General features: G+C 71.8%; 14 protein-coding genes. 6 read left to right on the forward strand and 8 right to left on the reverse strand.

The annotated features are described in order from the left end of the window. Positions 1-59 precede the first annotated feature (59 nt). From ACFVTH_RS10215 to ACFVTH_RS10250, 8 genes are read right to left on the reverse strand one after another with little or no spacing between them, the layout of a single operon-like run. A complete protein-coding gene (locus ACFVTH_RS10215; RefSeq protein WP_387090049.1) occupies positions 60-1,052 on the reverse strand; it encodes an amidohydrolase family protein in 993 nt (330 codons plus the stop codon). A 5-nt stretch (positions 1,053-1,057) separates the two neighbouring features. After that, positions 1,058-1,582 (reverse strand): 3-hydroxyanthranilate 3,4-dioxygenase, encoded by a 525-nt coding sequence (locus tag ACFVTH_RS10220; RefSeq protein ID WP_387090052.1) that lies wholly within the window; start codon positions 1,580-1,582, stop codon positions 1,058-1,060. Continuing rightward, entirely contained in the window at positions 1,579-2,043 is a 465-nt protein-coding gene (locus ACFVTH_RS10225) for a RidA family protein (protein ID WP_387090055.1), read from the reverse strand. Before ACFVTH_RS10225 ends, ACFVTH_RS10220 begins: the two co-directional genes overlap by 4 nt. Further along, on the reverse strand, positions 2,040-2,846 hold the full coding sequence (locus ACFVTH_RS10230) for a 2-keto-4-pentenoate hydratase (RefSeq protein ID WP_387090057.1): 807 nt from the start codon (positions 2,844-2,846) through the stop codon (positions 2,040-2,042). The genes ACFVTH_RS10225 and ACFVTH_RS10230 overlap by 4 nt, the downstream gene beginning before the upstream one ends. Next, positions 2,843-3,961 (reverse strand): 4-hydroxy-2-oxovalerate aldolase, encoded by a 1,119-nt coding sequence (gene dmpG, locus ACFVTH_RS10235; RefSeq protein ID WP_387090060.1) that lies wholly within the window; start codon positions 3,959-3,961, stop codon positions 2,843-2,845. The genes ACFVTH_RS10230 and dmpG overlap by 4 nt, the downstream gene beginning before the upstream one ends. Beyond that, positions 3,958-4,896: an acetaldehyde dehydrogenase (acetylating) gene (locus tag ACFVTH_RS10240; RefSeq protein ID WP_387090063.1), complete on the reverse strand. Its 939-nt coding sequence runs from the start codon at positions 4,894-4,896 to the stop codon at positions 3,958-3,960. Before ACFVTH_RS10240 ends, dmpG begins: the two co-directional genes overlap by 4 nt. Then, complete coding sequence (locus tag ACFVTH_RS10245) at positions 4,893-5,711, reverse strand: 2-keto-4-pentenoate hydratase (RefSeq protein ID WP_387090066.1); 819 nt, start codon at positions 5,709-5,711, stop codon at positions 4,893-4,895. Before ACFVTH_RS10245 ends, ACFVTH_RS10240 begins: the two co-directional genes overlap by 4 nt. Then, positions 5,708-7,222 (reverse strand): 2-hydroxymuconic semialdehyde dehydrogenase, encoded by a 1,515-nt coding sequence (locus ACFVTH_RS10250; protein WP_387090069.1) that lies wholly within the window; start codon positions 7,220-7,222, stop codon positions 5,708-5,710. The genes ACFVTH_RS10245 and ACFVTH_RS10250 overlap by 4 nt, the downstream gene beginning before the upstream one ends. 83 nt (positions 7,223-7,305) lie before the next feature. Here ACFVTH_RS10250 and ACFVTH_RS10255 point away from each other — a divergent pair, with 83 nt between their 5' ends. The 6 genes from ACFVTH_RS10255 to ACFVTH_RS10280 all read left to right on the forward strand — a co-directional run bounded on the left by ACFVTH_RS10255 (position 7,306) and on the right by ACFVTH_RS10280 (position 15,950). Beyond that, positions 7,306-8,280, forward strand: coding sequence for a LysR substrate-binding domain-containing protein (locus ACFVTH_RS10255; RefSeq protein ID WP_387090071.1), 975 nt, complete (start codon positions 7,306-7,308; stop codon positions 8,278-8,280). A 116-nt stretch (positions 8,281-8,396) separates the two neighbouring features. Continuing rightward, positions 8,397-10,019, forward strand: coding sequence for an LVIVD repeat-containing protein (locus tag ACFVTH_RS10260; protein ID WP_387090074.1), 1,623 nt, complete (start codon positions 8,397-8,399; stop codon positions 10,017-10,019). Positions 10,020-10,069: 50 nt separating this feature from the next. Next, positions 10,070-11,587 carry a DHA2 family efflux MFS transporter permease subunit gene (locus ACFVTH_RS10265; protein ID WP_387090076.1) on the forward strand — a complete coding sequence of 506 codons (1,518 nt, stop codon included), beginning with the start codon at positions 10,070-10,072 and terminating at the stop codon, positions 11,585-11,587. Positions 11,588-11,666: 79 nt separating this feature from the next. Next, complete coding sequence (locus tag ACFVTH_RS10270; RefSeq protein WP_387090079.1) at positions 11,667-12,791, forward strand: ABC transporter ATP-binding protein; 1,125 nt, start codon at positions 11,667-11,669, stop codon at positions 12,789-12,791. Positions 12,792-12,890: 99 nt separating this feature from the next. Further along, on the forward strand, positions 12,891-14,057 hold the full coding sequence (locus ACFVTH_RS10275; RefSeq protein ID WP_387090082.1) for a hypothetical protein: 1,167 nt from the start codon (positions 12,891-12,893) through the stop codon (positions 14,055-14,057). 3 nt (positions 14,058-14,060) lie between these two features. Continuing rightward, positions 14,061-15,950 (forward strand): ABC transporter permease, encoded by a 1,890-nt coding sequence (locus ACFVTH_RS10280; RefSeq protein WP_387090084.1) that lies wholly within the window; start codon positions 14,061-14,063, stop codon positions 15,948-15,950. Positions 15,951-16,020: the final 70 nt, after the last annotated feature.

Genomic DNA, 16,020 nt, shown 5'->3' on the forward strand with positions numbered 1-16,020 from the left:
TCGGGCGGGACGAACGGGCGGGGCCGTTCCGGGGCGCCCACGACGCGGGGCGCCCCGGATCAGATCGCCAGGAAGCGGCGGGCGTTGCCGTGGCGGATGGCCGCCTTCTGCCCCTCGGTGAGGAAGCCGGCGCGATCGACGACCGATCCCGCAGGGCGCTCGCCGAGCGGGTAGGGGTAGTCACTGCCGACCATGACGTGCTCGGCGCCGAGGGTGTCGACGAGCAGGCGCAGCGGCGCCTCGTCGAAGACGACCGAGTCGACGCTGAAGCGATCGAGGTAGCTCGACGGCGGCCGCTCGCTCGTCGCGATGAGGTCGGGCCTGCGGTGCCAGCCGTTCTCGAGCCGGCCGAGCCAGAACGCGAACGAGCCGCCGCCGTGGGCGAAGGCGATCCGGAGCGATTCGGGCACCCGGTCGAAGACGCCGCCGAGGATCATCGCGATGATCGACAGGTGCGTCTCGGCGGGCATGCCGGTGAGCCAGCGCGCCATCCAGCGGTCGAGCCGCGGCGACTCGGGCATGTCCCACGGGTGCACGAGCACGGGCACGCCCTGCGCCGCGCAGTGCTGCAGGAAGGTGACGACGCCCGCGTCGTCGAGGTCGCGGTCGCCCACGTGGTTGCCGATCTCGACGCCGCGATGGCCGGCGGCGATCGCGCGGTCGACCTCGGCGCACGCCGCGTCCGTGTCCTGCAGGGGCACCTGCGCGAACGGCAGCAGGCGGTCGGCGGCCGGTGCGCAGATCTCGAGGGCGAGGTCGTTGAAGATGCGCGCGACCTTCACGGCCTCGTCGCCCGTCTTGTCGTACGAGAAGAAGACGGGCGTCGGCGAGACGACCTGGATGTCGACGCCGTCGGCGTCCATGTCGGCGAGGCGAGCCTCGGCATCCCAACAGTCGGCCTCGACGCGACGGAACTCGGCCTGGCCGAGCATGATCATCGCCTCGCGCTCCGAGTCGACCCGCAGCGACGGCCAGACCCCCGGCCCGACCTGCGTCGACAGATCGGGCCAGGCGCTCGGCACGTAGTGCGTGTGGATGTCGATGGTTCCCAACGGGTTCAGCCCTTGCCGGGGTGGACGGTGCCGCACTTCGGGCACGTCCGACCCTCTTCGCTCTCGTAGAACTCGCGGAAGACGGGCGGCAGGTCCTCGACGATGTCGCGCACCTGCAGCTCGACCTCGTGCACCTTCTCGTTGCAGTTCGGGCAGAACCACGCGAACTTCTCGAGCGTGCCCTCCTCGCGGATGCGCTCGATGACGATGCCGATCGAGCCGGCCTCGGGGCGCTGCGGCGAGTGGTACACGTTGCCGGGCAGCAGCCACATCTCGCCCTCGCGGATGTCGATGCGCCGCGGGCCGTCCTCCGTCTGGATGTTGACGTGCATGTCGCCCCGGTACTGGTAGAACCACTCCTCGTAGGGGTCGAAGTGGAAGTCGGTGCGCTGGTTGGGACCGCCCACGACCTGCACGATGAAGTCGTTCATGGGGATGAACGCCTGCTTGTTGTTCACCGGCGGCTTGAGCAGGTGCTCGTGCTCCTTGATCCAGGCCGGGAAATCGATCACGGGTGGGATGGCGGTCATTTCTTCTCCTCCTCGAGAGTGGTGGTGCTGGGAACGGGGGAAGCATCGGGGCGCCGCGCGATCGCCTGGATCTCGATGCGCAGGTGCGGGTGCGGCAGCTGGTGGACGGCGACGGTCGTGCGGGTGGGCCCGCCCTCGTCGAAGTACTCGGCCCAGACCGCGTTGTAGCCGGCGAAGTCGTTCATGTCGACGAGGTAGCTCGTCGCCTGCACGAGGTCGTCGAGCCCGCAGCCGGCCTCGGCGAGGATCGCGCGGAGGTTCTCGATGACGGCGCGGGTCTGCACCGCGATGTCGAGCCGGGTCGCGCCGAACTCGTCGGCCTCGGCGCCCGCGATCGTGTTGTCGGGCCGACGGCTCGACGTGCCCGACACGAACACGAGGTCGCCCGAGACCTTGGCGTGCGGGAACCGCCCGCGAGGGGTCGCCTTGCCGGCGACGAGGATGCCACGGGTCTCGCTCATGACGCGTCCTCCTGCCGTTCGGCGGCGCCGACGGGCTCGACGCGGAACGACACCCGGCCGAGGCCGGCGATCGTCGCCTCCACGAGGCCGTGCTGCGGCAGCGGCACGGCGGCGGTCGCCGCGCCAGCGAGCAGCACCGTGCCGGCGCGCAGCGCGAAGCCGTGCTCGCGTGCGAGACGACGGGCGGCGCCGAGCGCGCGGGCGGGGTCGCCGAGGATCGCGGCGGTCGACCCGGCCTGGGCGAGCCGCCCGCTGAGCTCGAGCCGCACCGCGCGGTTGTCGAGCGGGCCTGCCTCGGCGGGCGTGCGCCACGGGCCGATCGCGTACGCGGCGGCCGAGGCGTTGTCGGCGACGACGTCGTCGAGGCTGAACCGGAAGTCGCGGTAGCGGGAGTCGATCACCTCGAGCGCGGGGGCGACCGCGACGATCGCGAGGGCCGGGTCGGGCTCGGCGTCGCTCGCGTCGTCGAGGTCGGCGCCGAGGAGGTACGCGACCTCGGGCTCGACGCGCGGATGGATCGCGGCGCGGGGGTCGAAGGCGCCGCCATCGGCGACCCGCATGGCGTCGGTCAGGGTGCCGATGATCACGTCGTCGACGCCCATCTGCGCGGCCTTCGCGCGGCTCGTGAACCCGAGCTTCACGCCGGTGACGCGCTCGCCGCGAGCGACGCGGCGGGCGACGAGGGCGTGCTGCGCGGCATAGGCGGTGCCGAGGCCGATGACCTCGCCCGCGTCGAGCCGGGCGATCGGCGACGCGGTGCGCTGGGCCCGGTCGAGGGCGGCGGCGAAGGCGGCGGCGGTCATGCGGCGTCCCCGTCCGCGCGGGCAGCGGTCGCGGCGTCGGCGTCGCGCGCGGCGACGAGGTCGAGGGCGACGTCGACGATCATGTCCTCCTGGCCGCCCACCATGCGCCGGCGGCCGAGCTCGACGAGGACGTCGCGGGCGTCGAGCCCGTGGCGCTCGGCCGCGCGCTCGGCGTGCAGCAGGAAGCTCGAATACACCCCGGCGTAACCGAGCGTGAGGGTTTCGCGGTCGACGCGGACGGGCCGGCGCTGCAGCGGCCGCACGAGCTCCTCCGCGGCATCCTGCAGTGCGAAGAGATCGCAGCCGTGCCGGAAGCCGAGCAGGTCGGCGACGGCCACGAACGCCTCGATCGGGCAGTTGCCGGCGCCGGCGCCCTGCCCCGCGAGCGAGGCGTCCACGCGGAAGACGCCGTGCTCGACCGCCGTGACGCTGTTCGCGACGCTCAGCGAGAGGTTCTCGTGCGCGTGGATGCCGATCTGCGTCGCCGGGTCGAGCACCTCGCGGTAGGCGTCGACGCGGTCGGCGACGCCCTGCATCGTGAGCCGGCCGCCCGAGTCGGTGACGTAGACGCAGTGCGCGCCGTACGACTCCATGAGCCGCGCCTGCTCGGCGAGGCCACGCGGGTCGTTGAGGTGGCTCATCATGAGGAACCCCGAGACATCCATGCCGTGCTCGCGCGCCCAGCCGATGTGCTGGGCGGCGACGTCGGCCTCGGTGCAGTGCGTCGCGACGCGGACGCTCCGCACGCCGAGGTCGCGGGCGCGGGCGAGGTCGTCGATCGTGCCGATGCCCGGCAGGATGAGCGTCGTGAGCTTCGCCCGATCGAGCACCGACGCGGCCGCCTCGATCCACTGCCAGTCGGTGTGCGCGCCCTGCCCGTAGGCGACGCTCGAGCCGCCGAGGCCGTCGCCGTGCGCAACCTCGATCGCGTCGACGCCGGCGGCCTCGAGGGCCTGCGCGATGTCGCGGACCTGGTCGAGCGTGTAGCGGTGCGCGATCGCGTGCATGCCGTCGCGGAGCGTGACGTCCTGCACGTAGACGGTCGGCGCGGCGGTGGCGGCGGTGGCGCTCGCGGTGGCGGCGGCGGCGGCGCTCGCCGTGGCGGCGGCGGTCATGCTGCGGCTCCGTTCCGTGCGGCGACGAGACGCTCGGCCGTGCGCAGCGCCGCCGAGGTCATGATGTCGAGGTTGCCCGCGTACTCGGGCAGGTAGTGGCCGGCGCCCGCGACCTCGAGGAGGACGGTGACGCGCATGCCGCGGAAGGGTCGGTCGACCGCCGGCACGTAGGGCTCGTCGACGCGGTCGAACTGCACCTCCTGCTTGAGGCGGTAGCCGCCGACGTAGCCCTGCACCTCGGCGACCATCGCGGCCACCGATTCGCGCACGGCGGACTCGTCGAGCGGTGCCGAGTCGTCCTCGACGAGGCAGTAGACCGTGTCGCGCATGATGAGCGGCGGCTCGGCCGGGTTCAGCACGATGATCGCCTTGCCGCGCTCGGCGCCGCCGATCACCTCGAGCGCCCGGGCCGTGGTCTCGGTGAACTCGTCGATGTTCGCCCTCGTGCCGGGGCCGGCCGAGCGCGACGAGATCGACGCGACGATCTCGGCGTACGCCACCGGCGCCACCCGCGAGACGGCCGCGACCATCGGCACGGTGGCCTGGCCCCCGCACGTCACCATGTTGACGTTCGTGGCCTCGAGCTCGTCGCCCAGGTTCACGACGGGCACGACGTACGGCCCGATCGCCGCAGGGGTGAGGTCGACCATGAGGCGCCCCAGGTCGCGCACGATCGCGTCGTTGCGCGCGTGGGCGCCCGCGGAGGTCGCGTCGAAGACGAGCTCGACGCCCTCGAACTCGGGCAGGGCGACGAGCCCGTCGACGCCCTCGTGCGTCGTCGCGATCCCGAGGCGGCGTGCGCGGGCGAGGCCGTCGGAGTCGGGGTCGATGCCGGCCATGGCCGCCACGTGCAGCGTCGAGGAGAGGCGCTTGACCTTGATCAGGAGGTCGGTGCCGATGTTGCCCGAACCGATGATGGCGACGGCGGTGGTCATGCTGCGGCTCCTTCGAGAACGGTCGTGGTGAAGTCCGCGCGCACCTCGCCGAGCCCGTCGAGCCGGGCGTGGAAGACGCCCGCGCCCGCGGCGATCATCGGTCCGAGCGCGCCCGAGAGCACGATCTCGCCGGCGCGGAGCGGACGCCCGTGCCGGGCGACCTCGCGTGCGAGCCAGGCGACGGCGATGACGGGGCTGCCGAGGCACGCGGCGCCCGACCCGGTCGACACGGGGTCGCCCTCGTGGTCGAGGCGCATGCCGAGGGCGGCGAGGTCGAGCCCCTCGATCCGGCGCGGCGTGGTGCCGAGCACGATCGCCCCGCTCGAGGCGTTGTCGGCGATCGTGTCGGTGATGCGGATGTCCCAGCCGGCGATGCGGGAGTCGACGACCTCGATCGCCGGCAGCACGAACTCGGTCGCGGCGAGCACCTCGGCCACGTGCGTGGTGGGGGAGTCGAGGTCGCGGCCGAGCACGAAGGCGACCTCGGCCTCGACGCGGGGCTGCAGGAAGCGCGCGAGGTCGATCGGCTCGCGGTCCGCGAACGCCATGTCGTCGAGCAGCACCCCGTAGTCGGGTGTGAACACCCCGAACTGGGACTGCACGGCGGGCGAGGTGAGGCCGATCTTGCGCCCGACGATCCGCCGGCCCTCGGCGAGCCGGCGCGCGATGCCGAGCGACTGCACGGCGTAGGCCGCATCCTGGTCGGTCTCGCCGATGAGCTCGCGCACGGGCGCGCAGGCGAGGCCGTCGCGGGCCGCCGTGTGCAGTCGCTCCTCCGCGGCGCGGAGCGCGGCCGCCGTCGTCTCGGTGCTCACAGCTGCACGCACACGTTCGTCGGCTCGGTGTAGAACTCGAGCGAGTGCGTGCCGCCCTCGCGGCCGATGCCCGAGAGGCCCACGCCGCCGAACGGGCTGCGGAGGTCGCGCAGGTACCAGGTGTTCACCCACGACATGCCGACCCGCATGCGCTGCGCGACCCGGTGCCCGCGGGTGAGGTCGCTCGTCCAGGTCACCGCCGCGAGGCCGTAGTCGGTGTCGTTCGCGAGGGCGATCGCCTCCTCCTCGGAGTCGAAGGGGATGAGCGCGGCGACGGGACCGAAGATCTCCTCGCGCACGGTGCGGTGCGAGTTGTCGAGTCCGGTCCAGAGGGTCGGCTCGATCCACGAGCCGCCGTCGAGGCCGTCGCCGAGGGTCGGGATGCCGCCGCCGGCGAGCACCGTCGCGCCCTCGGCGACGGCGAGGTCGAGGTAGGAGCGCACCTTCTCGCGGTGCGCCTGCGAGATGAGGGGTCCGGTCGTGGTCGCGGGGTTCTCGGGGCGGCCGAGGCGCAGCCGTCGCGCCTGCTCGGCGAGGCCGGCGGCGACGTCGTCGAAGACCGAGCGCTCGACGTAGATGCGCTCGGTGCAGAGGCACACCTGGCCCGTGTTGAGGTACGTCGAGCGGGCGAGGCCCGCGACGGCGGCGTCGAGGTCGGCGTCGGCGAAGACGACGGCCGCGTTCTTGCCGCCGAGCTCGAACGACACGGGGCGCACCCGCGGGGCGACGGCGCGCATGATGGTCGAGCCGGTCGAGGACTCGCCGGTGAAGGTCACGCCGTCGATGCCCGGATGCTCCGTGAGGAACGCCCCGGCCGAGCCCGCGCCGAAGCCGTGCACGACGTTGACGACGCCGGCCGGCAGCCCCGCCTCGGCGAGGATCTCGGCGAGCATGGTCGCCGACGACGGCGTCTCCTCCGAGGGCTTCACGACGACGGTGTTGCCCGCGGCGAGTGCCGGGGCGAGCTTCCAGGTGAGCAGGAGCAGCGGCAGGTTCCACGGCACGATGACCGCGACGACGCCGAGCGGCTTGCGCACGGCGTAGTTCAGGGCCCGGCGCCCGTCGGGCAGCTCGGTGAGGAACGAGTCGAGCCCGGCCGCGGCGACGGTGTCGGCGAACGAGCGGAAGTTCATGGCCGCACGGGCGACGTCGAGGTCGCGGGCGAGGGTCTCGGGCTTGCCCGTGTCGCCGACCTCGGCCGCGACGAGCTCCTCGGCCCGCCGATCGATGACGTCGGCGATGCGCCGCAGCAGGCGGGTGCGCTCGATCACCGACATGCGTCCCCACGGGCCGTCGAGCGCGGCTCGGGCCGCGGCCACGGCACGGTCGACCTCGACCCGGCCGGCCTCGTGCACCTGCCCGACGAGCGACCCGTCGACGGGGTCGAGCTTGTCGAAGCCGCGGATGCCGTCGACGAACTCGCCGTCGATGAAGTTGCGGATCTGGCGGGGCGCGCGAGGCGTCGGCTTGGTCGGCAGGGCGAGCGTCGCCGGTGACGTCGGGGTGGACATGGCTTCAGGTTAGGAAGCGGGCGGGATGCCGACAAATGCCATCTTGCCGCGCTGCCATGCCTGTTCGGCTATGGTTCGGTTGCATGAGCACTGACCGCCTCCTCGATGGCCGACTCAAGATCCGGCACCTCGTCCTCGTCACGACCATCGCCGACGAGGGCACGCTCGTGCGGGCCGCCGAGGCGCTCCACATCACGCAGCCCGTCGTGACCCGCGGGCTGCGCGAGGTCGAGGAGCTGCTCGGGGTGCCGCTGTTCGAGCGGCTGCCGCGCGGCGTCACGCCCACGGAGTACGGCCGGCCGTTCATCGAGCGCGCGAGGTCGGTGCTCGCCGAGCTGCGGATCGCGGGGGAGGAGGTCCGGCTGCTGCAGTCGGGCCAGCTCGGCACCGTCACGGTCGGCACGCACCTGGCCGGCTCGAACCTGCTGCTGCCCCGGGCGATCGCGGGGCTCAAGGCCGAGCATCCGCGCCTCACCGTCGTCGTCCGCGAGGGCACGCCCGACACCCTGCAGCAGCTGCTGCTCGCCGGCGACCTCGACCTCATGGTCGGGCGGCTCTCGTCGAGCGTGCCGGTGCGCCTCGAGCAGGAGCGGCTGCACCTCGAGCCCATCCGGCTCGTGGCGCGGGCGGGGCATCCCGTGCACCAGGGCCCGACGACCGCGCTCGCCGAACTCGTGCGCTATCCGTGGATCTTCCCCCTCGCGCAGACGGCGCTGCGCGCCGAGCTCGAGGCCGTGTTCTTCCACGAGGGCCTGCCGCTGCCGGCCGACCGGGTGGAGTGCACCTCGATGCTCACCCTCCGCAACCTCCTCGTGTCGACCGACGTCATCGCGGCGCTGCCGATGTTCATCGCCGTCGACGACCGCGAGCTCCGCATCCTGCCGACCCCGCTGAGCTCGATCCGCCGCGCGGTCGGCGTCACGCGGCTCGCCGACCGCGCCCCGTCGGCGGCGTCGTCGGCCCTGCTCGAGCACCTCCGCGTCGAGGGCGCGCGCCTCGCGGAGTTCGAACGCGAGCACGCGGAGCGCGAGGCGCAGCAGTTCGGCCGGTATGCCTGAACGGTCATGGCTGCGAGCCGAATAGATATTGGACGGCATCGCAACTTCTGGCGACGCTGATTGGGACGACGCACCGCGTCGAGACGATCTCAGTTCCAGCTGCCAATGGAGGCGACATGGCCGGCTCACCGTACGTTCCCCACGCGAAGAAGTACCGCCCCGAGGACTTCCAGCGAGTGGCCGGCGAACCGAGCGATCCCGAGCCCGGCACCTGGGGCATGCAGCCCGACGGCACCTTCCTCCCGCCGGCCTCGACCCCGTCGGTGCCGCGCGACGTCTTCGTCGACTGGCCCGGCCAGCTCGACTACCGCGACCCCGAGACGTACGCGCTGAACGCGACCGCCGAGGCGTTCTACCCGATCGTGGTGAACACGAGCCACTCGTGGCAGTGCATCTACGACTGGGACGACCGCCGCCTCATGCTGCACTACGGCGGCGGCAACCACTGGAAGCTCTACGACATCACCGACCCGCGCGACCTGAAGGTCGTCGACGAGGAGCAGTGGGGCTGGGACGACCCCCGCCCGCAGTTCGGCGCCACGACGGTGCAGTACAACGAGAAGCTCGGCAAGCACATCGCGATCCAGGCGTCGGAGACGCCTCGCTACTTCCTCAAGGGGCGCGTCGCGAACAAGTGGACCGACGACACCGTCGAGGGCCAGCTGCTCGAGTGGGAGGGCCTCCGCGGCTTCCGCACCTTCGAGATGAACGGCCCGAGCCCGCGCGACTGGACGCTCATCACCGAGGTCTCGACCGACCCGAACCACGGGCCCGACGAGATCCAGGAGGGCAACGGCGTGCTCGACCTGCCCGTCTACTACGGCGACAAGTACCTCTTCGTCGCGACGGCGCCCGACAACACCTTCACGAACCAGCCGTACAAGACGACGCTCTGGGCGGCGGGCCACGCCGCCTACGACGTGAGCGACCCGGCCAACCCCGAGCTGCTCTCGACCTGGTGGGTGCCGGGCACCCGCGCGGGCGAGGAGCAGGACTCGGAGTACCTCGCCGGCAACGACCGGTGGAACAACAAGACGAGCTGGTTCGGCTCGCGCATGGGGGTCTTCATGCCCCGCTCGGTCGAGTCGGGCTACCGGTACGCGTACGCGGCCCAGGGCGGCCAGGGCTTCTTCGTGCTCGACGTCTCCGACCCGGCGAACATCCACCACGTCGGCTGGTGCGCCCTGCCGACGAGCGTCGCCGGCACCGAGGGCGACAACGTCGACACGACCCAGGTCGAGGAGACCGGCTACGTCTACGTCTCGGGCTACCCGATGAACACCGACTGCTACGAGCCGGCGAAGGAGATCTACCAGATCGATGTCAGCGACCCCACGCAGCCGAAGGTCGTGCGCACCCTGCCCCGCCCGCTGCCGCCGGCCGAGGCCGCGTTCACCGACTGGGCGCAGCGCCGCGGCTCGTTCGGGCCGAAGCGCTCGGGCTACTTCACGAACACGGGCACGCCGCACGGCGGCGTGATCCCGTACGCGTTCTACGCGGCGGGCCTGCAGATCTTCGACGTGCGCGACCCCGAGGACCCGAAGGTCGGCGCGTACTTCGTGCCGCCGATGGGCCTGAAGGACGACGACGACCTCGCCGCCCCGGTGCACGGCATCTTCGTCGAGTGGGACCGCAACCTCATCTGGCTCTTCGCGAACCACGGCATCTACGCGGTCTCGACCCCGCTCCTCGGCGACCCCGTCGTCGGGCTGCCGGGCGGGTCATCCGACGCGAACTGAACCGAACCGAACCGAGCCCCGGCCGTGACCTCCCCCTGCGAAAGCCGACCATGAACCAGACCGCCAGACCGTGGCCCGCCCTCTGGGCGCTCGTCATCGGGTTCTTCATGATCCTCGTCGACACGACGATCGTGTCGATCGCGAACCCGGCGATCCTCGACGACCTCGACACCGACCTGACGGCGGTGATCTGGGTGACGAGCGCCTACCTGCTCGCGTACGCCGTGCCCCTGCTCATCACGGGCCGGCTCGGCGACCGCTTCGGACCGAAGCGGGTGTACCTCGTCGGCCTCGTCGTGTTCACGCTCGCGTCGCTGTGGTGCGGCCTCTCGGCCGACATCACGACGCTCATCGCGGCCCGCGCGGTGCAGGGGCTCGGCGCCGCGCTCATGACCCCGCAGACGATGGCGGTCATCACCCGCGTGTTCCCGCCGAACCAGCGCGGTGCGGCCATGGGGCTCTGGGGCTCGGTCGCGGGCGTCGCGACGCTCGTCGGCCCGATCCTCGGCGGGGTGCTCGTCGACTCGCTCGGCTGGGAGTGGGTGTTCTTCGTGAACATCCCGGTCGGCGTGGTGGCCTTCGTCGCCGCGTGGCGGCTCGTGCCCGACCTCGAGACGCACGCGCACCGCTTCGACTGGCTCGGCGTGGTGCTCAGCGCCGTGGGCATGTTCCTCCTCGTCTTCGGCATCCAGGAGGGCGAGACCTATGACTGGGGCGTGATCGTCGGGCCGATCACGGTCTGGGGCCTCATCGTCGCCGGCCTCGTCGTGCTCGCCGGCTTCGTGGCCTGGCAGGCGTTCAACAGGGCCGAGCCGCTGCTGCCGCTCGGGCTCTTCCGCGACCGCAACTTCTCGCTCTCGAACGTCGCGATCTCGCTCGTCGGCATCGCCATGACGACGATGCCGCTGCCGCTCGCGTTCTACTTCCAGGTGGGGCGCGGGCTCACGCCGACGCAGGCGGCCCTCATGCTCGTGCCGATGGCGGTCGTCTCGGGCGTGCTCTCGCCGCTCGTCGGCCGCTTCAGCGACCGGATCGACCCGAAGTGGGTCGCGCTCGCCGGGCTGTCGCTCTCGGCGATCGCGCTCGGCTGGTACAGCGTGCTGATCGGGCCGGATGTCCCGTACTGGCTGCTGCTCCTGCCCTCCGCCCTGCTCGGGTTCGGCATCTCGGGCATCTTCGCCCCGCTCGCCTCGACGGCGACGCGCAACCTGCCCAGGGCGCAGGCCGGCGCCGGATCGGGCGTCTACACGATGACCCGCCAGCTCGGCTCGGTGCTCGGATCGGCGGCCATCGCCGCACTCATGAGCGCCACCCTCGCGGCGCAGCTGCCGGGCTTCACCGCCGAGGAGCTCGCGCCGGGCGCCGCCGGAGCGCTGCCCGAGGCGGCCGTCGGCGGGTTCGCGACGGCGATGGCCCAGTCGCTCTGGCTCGCGGTCGGCGCGTTCGCCCTCTGCGCGCTGGTCGTGCTCTGCTTCGCCAGGCCGAAGGTCACGGTCGGGTGGGGCGACGCGCGCGAGGCCGGTGCCGCCGGTCGCGGCGGGGTGCCGGCCGAGGCGGTCGATCGCTGATGGCCGCCGCGACGCCTCGGCGGGGCCTCCTCGCCGTCCAATCGGATCCAGAATACAAAAATTGCCAAGGAGCGGACACATGAGTGCAGCAAGCGGAGGCGGCCGGCTCGTCGTCGACGGCCTCGAGAAGCAGTACGAGCTCGACGGCGGCGCGGTGCCCGTCGTCAAGGGCGTCAGCTTCACCATCGAGCCGGGCACCTTCACCTCGCTCCTGGGGCCCTCGGGGTGCGGCAAGACGACCACGCTCCGCTGCGTCGCCGGCCTCGAGACGAGCAACGGCGGGCGCATCACGCTCGACGACAAGGTGCTCTCGACCGGCACCGAGCACATGCCGCCCGACAAGCGCGACGTCGGCATGGTCTTCCAGAACTACGCGATCTGGCCGCACATGACGGTCTTCGCCAACGCGGTCTTCCCGCTGCAGGTCTCGGGCGGCAAGCTGCCGAAGAAGGAGGCGCGCGCCCGCGCCATGGAGGCGCTCGAGCTCGTGCAGCTCGACGCCTACGCGAACCGGCCGGCCACCGCCCTCTCGGGCGGCCAGCAGCAGCGCCTCGCCCTCGCCAGGGCGCTCGCGCACCGGCCCCGCCTCCTGCTGCTCGACGAACCCCTCTCGAACCTCGACGCCAAGCTCCGCGACACGATGCGCAACGAGCTGCGGAGCCTCCAGCAGCGCCTCGGGATCACCGCCCTCTACGTCACGCACGACCAGTCCGAGGCGCTCTCGATGTCGGATCGCGTCGCCGTGATGAACCAGGGCCGCATCGTGCAGGAGGCCTCGCCCCGCGAGCTCTACTACCAGCCCGCCGACCGCTTCGTCGCCGACTTCGTGGGGCGGGTCAACATGATCCCCGCCGTCGTGCGCGAGCGCGGCGCCTCGGGCGAGGCGTTCGTCGAGGCCTTCGGCACGCGGCTCGCGACCCCGTGCCCCGACGGCGTCGGCCTCGGCGACGAGGTGACGGTCACCTTCCGCCCCGAGAGCGTGCGCTGGCACGAGGCGGGGCCCGACCGGCCCAACGTGCTGCCCGCCCGCGTCGTCCGCGTCGAGTTCCTCGGCGAGATCGTCGAGGTCGAGGTCGAGGTGCTCGCAGGCCCGACCGTCGTCGGCACGATCGTCGCCCGCGGAGCCCCCCTCGACTCGCCCGCCAACGGCAGCGAGATCTTCATCGAGCTCGCCCCGCACGCCTGCCGCGTGCTGGCCCACTAGCGCTCCACCGCCGCCGAGAGGCCCGCCCCACCCGTTCCACCGCACCGTCCCACCCCGCTCCACCCACCCGAGATCCACGTCAGAGAGGACACCCGGATCATGAAGTCATCCACAGCCCGCAGCGGCCTCATCGCCCTCGCGGCGAGCGGCATGCTGCTGCTCAGCTCGTGCAGCACGCCCTCCGGCGCATCGGAGCCCATCGAACCCTCGGGCGACGCCGCGCAGGCCGGCGCCTGCGACGCCGTCGAGGTCGGCCCCGTCACCCGATGCGAGAACTTCTACGAGGACATCTGGCCCGCGATCGACGAGCAGATGGACGCCCTCTACGAGCAGGCCAAGGAGGCCGACGGCGGCCGCCTCGTGATCTGGGACTGGTACGAGCTCTCGCCCGAGGTCATCGCCGAGTTCAACAAGAGCTACCCCGACCTGAAGATCGAGACCCAGGGCCTCACCTACAACCTGTCGTCGGCGATCATCTCGGCGAAGGCGACCGGCGCCCGCAACACCGACGTGATCTCGGGCTCGATCGTCTCCTCGGCGGCGATGACCGACGAGGGCTACTGGGCCGACGTCGACTGGGCGAAGTTCGGCGTGCCCGAGGAGTTCCTCACCCTGGGCTCGACCGGCATGCTGCCCGACAGCGTCAACGGCTCGCTCATGCAGGTCAACACCGAGAAGATCGAGGCGCCGGCCACGCTCGAGGGGCTGCTCGACCCGCAGTACACGGGCAAGGTCTCGGTCGCGAGCTACAACGCGAACGTGTTCTCGGGCGTCGGCATGGCCGACGGCGAGGAGGCCATGGTCGACCTCATCGGCGAGCTGAAGTCGTCGGGCACCCTCCAGGTGCTCGAAGACCAGGACTCGCCGCTCTCGAACGGCGACGTGCCGATCGCGCTCGGCCAGACCCTGTTCAACCCGAACCCGGCCCTCACCGTGCAGCCGTACGAGAACGGCCCCGTCTTCGCCCAGTTCTCGGGCGTGAACGTCGACGCGAAGAACCAGGCCGGCGGCATGCTCTGGGTGCTCTGGAACGCCTTCAACCCCGAATGGCTGAACCTGCGCATGACCGACGAGCAGTTCTCGACGACGCAGGTGCCGTACGCGGGCCTGCCGTCCTCGGTCTTCGAGGAGGCGACCGGCCTCATGAAGACCAACGCCGACGCGCTGCTCGAGGGCCTCGAGGGCACGACCAACATCGAGTCGCCCGAGAACCGCGACGAGTGGATCGCGATGATCAACGCCGCCGACGCGGCACTGAACGGATAAGACATGTCGACGGCAGGACGGACCACGGACACCGGGCGCACGCGCCCGACCGGAATGAAGATCGCGACGATCGTCGCCGGAGCGGTGATCACCCTCCTCCTCGCGATCCCGCTGGCCGTGCAGGTCATCACGGCGTTCCGTGGCCCGTTCCTGCCGTTCGGCGTGTCGAGCGCGAAGTGGTCCGTCGACAACTTCGTCACCCTCTGGGAGCTGCGCGAGGACTTCTGGTCGGTGCTCGGCTCGACCGCCGTCTTCGTCGGCGGCTCGACGATCATCTCGCTGCTGCTCGCCTTCGGCCTCGCGTGGGTCACGGTGCGCACCGACATCCCGTTCAAGCGGGTGATCTCGGTGCTCGTCGTGGTGCCGTTCATCATCCCGCCGATCGTCAAGGCGCAGGCGTACCAGCTCATGCTCTCGCCCGAGTCGGGCGTGCTGAACCAGCTGCTTCGGCTGCTGCCCGGCGACCTCGTCATCGACCCCTACTCGTTCGCGACGATGACGGTCGTGCAGTCGCTCACGAACGTGACGTTCCCGTTCCTCATGATCGTGCCGATCCTCACCTCGATGGACGGCTCGCTCGAGGAGTCGGCGCGGGTGTCGGGCGCGTCGTGGGGCCAGACCCTGCGCCGCGTCACCCTGCCGATGCTGTGGCCGGGCCTGCTCGGCGTCGCGGTGCTCACCGGCATCCTCGGCCTCGGCAGCCTCGAGATCCCGCTGCTGTTCGGCCAGGAGGCGGGCAAGAACATCTTCGCGCTCAAGCTCTGGAACCTCATCAGCGCGGGCGCCGGCGAGCTGCCGCAGTACGGCCTCGCCGCGGCGTGGGGCTGCGTGTTCCTCGTGATCACGACGATCGCCTTCGTCATCTACCTCCGTGCGACGCGCAGCGCGGAGCGCCGCGCCTCGATCTCGGGCAAGGGCTTCCGGCCGACGATCATGAAGCTCGGCGGCTGGAAGGCGCCCGTCCTCCTCGCGATCCTCGTCTTCGTGCTGCTCACCGCGATCCTGCCGATGTTCGCGCTGCTCTGGTCGGCGATCACGCCCTACCCGATCGCGTTCTCGTTCGAGGCGCTCGCGACGCGCACGCAGTTCGGCGCGTTCGGCGAGGTGCTCGCCGACGGCGAGTTCTGGGCCTCGCTCGGGCGCACGCTCCTCATCGCCGGCGCCAGCGCGACGATCGCGTGCGTCGCGGCGACGGTGCTCGCCTACGGCATCGCGCGCGGCCGGCGCACGCCGGGGTCGAGGGCGATGGATCTCTTCGCCTCGTCCTCGGTCGCGATCCCCGCGGTCATCGCCGGCTTCGCGATGTTCCTCACCTTCCTCGTGATCAACCCCGTCATCCCGCTCGCGGGCACCATCGCGGCGCTCGTGATCGCCTACTCGTACCGGGTGTCGATCGCGTACCGCTCGGGCTACAGTGCGACCCTGCAGATCCGCAAGGAGCTCGAGGAGGCGGCCGTCGTGAGCGGTGCGAGCCCGCTCGAGGGCTTCCGCCGGGTGGTGGTGCCGCTCCTGATGCCCACGGTGTTCGCCGTGTGGATCCAGATGTTCATCCTCGGCACGAACGAGTTCACGCTGCCCGCGTTCCTCGCGACGCCCGAGTCGCGGCCGCTCTCGGTGTACATGTACGCCATGATCAGCCCGCGCTCGGCGCAGCTCTACCAGCCCGACCAGGGCGCGGCGATGGCGCTCATCTTCACCCTGCTCGTGTTCCTGATCGGCTACGGCCTGCAGTGGGCGGTGTCGCTGCGGGCGATCGGCCGGGCGCGGCGCCGCTCGGCGATCCCGGGCCTCGGCGCCCGGCCCGCCGCCGCGCCGAACGACCCGCCGGCGCCCGCGACGCGCGCCGTCGCGGCGCAGGAGATCGAGGAGCAGAAGGAGTTCGCCGGCCGCTGACGCCCAGCCCCGGACATCCGGCCCGCACCGGCTCGCACCCGGCTTCTGCAGGAAATTCGTCGCCATGGTC

This window comes from Agromyces sp. NPDC058104 (genome assembly GCF_042884835.1).
GTDB lineage: Bacteria > Actinomycetota > Actinomycetes > Actinomycetales > Microbacteriaceae > Agromyces.

Bases quoted from the DNA above. Each gene is read 5' to 3' on its own strand.
- ACFVTH_RS10220 (WP_387090052.1), bottom strand. From the start codon at position 1,582: ATGACCGCCATCCCACCCGTGATCGATTTCCCGGCCTGGATCAAGGAG.
- ACFVTH_RS10225 (WP_387090055.1), bottom strand. From the start codon at position 2,043: ATGAGCGAGACCCGTGGCATCCTCGTCGCCGGCAAGGCGACCCCTCGC.
- ACFVTH_RS10230 (WP_387090057.1), bottom strand. From the start codon at position 2,846: ATGACCGCCGCCGCCTTCGCCGCCGCCCTCGACCGGGCCCAGCGCACC.
- dmpG (WP_387090060.1), bottom strand. From the start codon at position 3,961: ATGACCGCCGCCGCCACGGCGAGCGCCGCCGCCGCCGCCACCGCGAGC.
- ACFVTH_RS10240 (WP_387090063.1), bottom strand. From the start codon at position 4,896: ATGACCACCGCCGTCGCCATCATCGGTTCGGGCAACATCGGCACCGAC.
- ACFVTH_RS10250 (WP_387090069.1), bottom strand. From the start codon at position 7,222: ATGTCCACCCCGACGTCACCGGCGACGCTCGCCCTGCCGACCAAGCCG.
- ACFVTH_RS10255 (WP_387090071.1), top strand. From the start codon at position 7,306: ATGAGCACTGACCGCCTCCTCGATGGCCGACTCAAGATCCGGCACCTC.
- ACFVTH_RS10260 (WP_387090074.1), top strand. From the start codon at position 8,397: ATGGCCGGCTCACCGTACGTTCCCCACGCGAAGAAGTACCGCCCCGAG.
- ACFVTH_RS10265 (WP_387090076.1), top strand. From the start codon at position 10,070: ATGAACCAGACCGCCAGACCGTGGCCCGCCCTCTGGGCGCTCGTCATC.
- ACFVTH_RS10270 (WP_387090079.1), top strand. From the start codon at position 11,667: ATGAGTGCAGCAAGCGGAGGCGGCCGGCTCGTCGTCGACGGCCTCGAG.
- ACFVTH_RS10275 (WP_387090082.1), top strand. From the start codon at position 12,891: ATGAAGTCATCCACAGCCCGCAGCGGCCTCATCGCCCTCGCGGCGAGC.
- ACFVTH_RS10280 (WP_387090084.1), top strand. From the start codon at position 14,061: ATGTCGACGGCAGGACGGACCACGGACACCGGGCGCACGCGCCCGACC.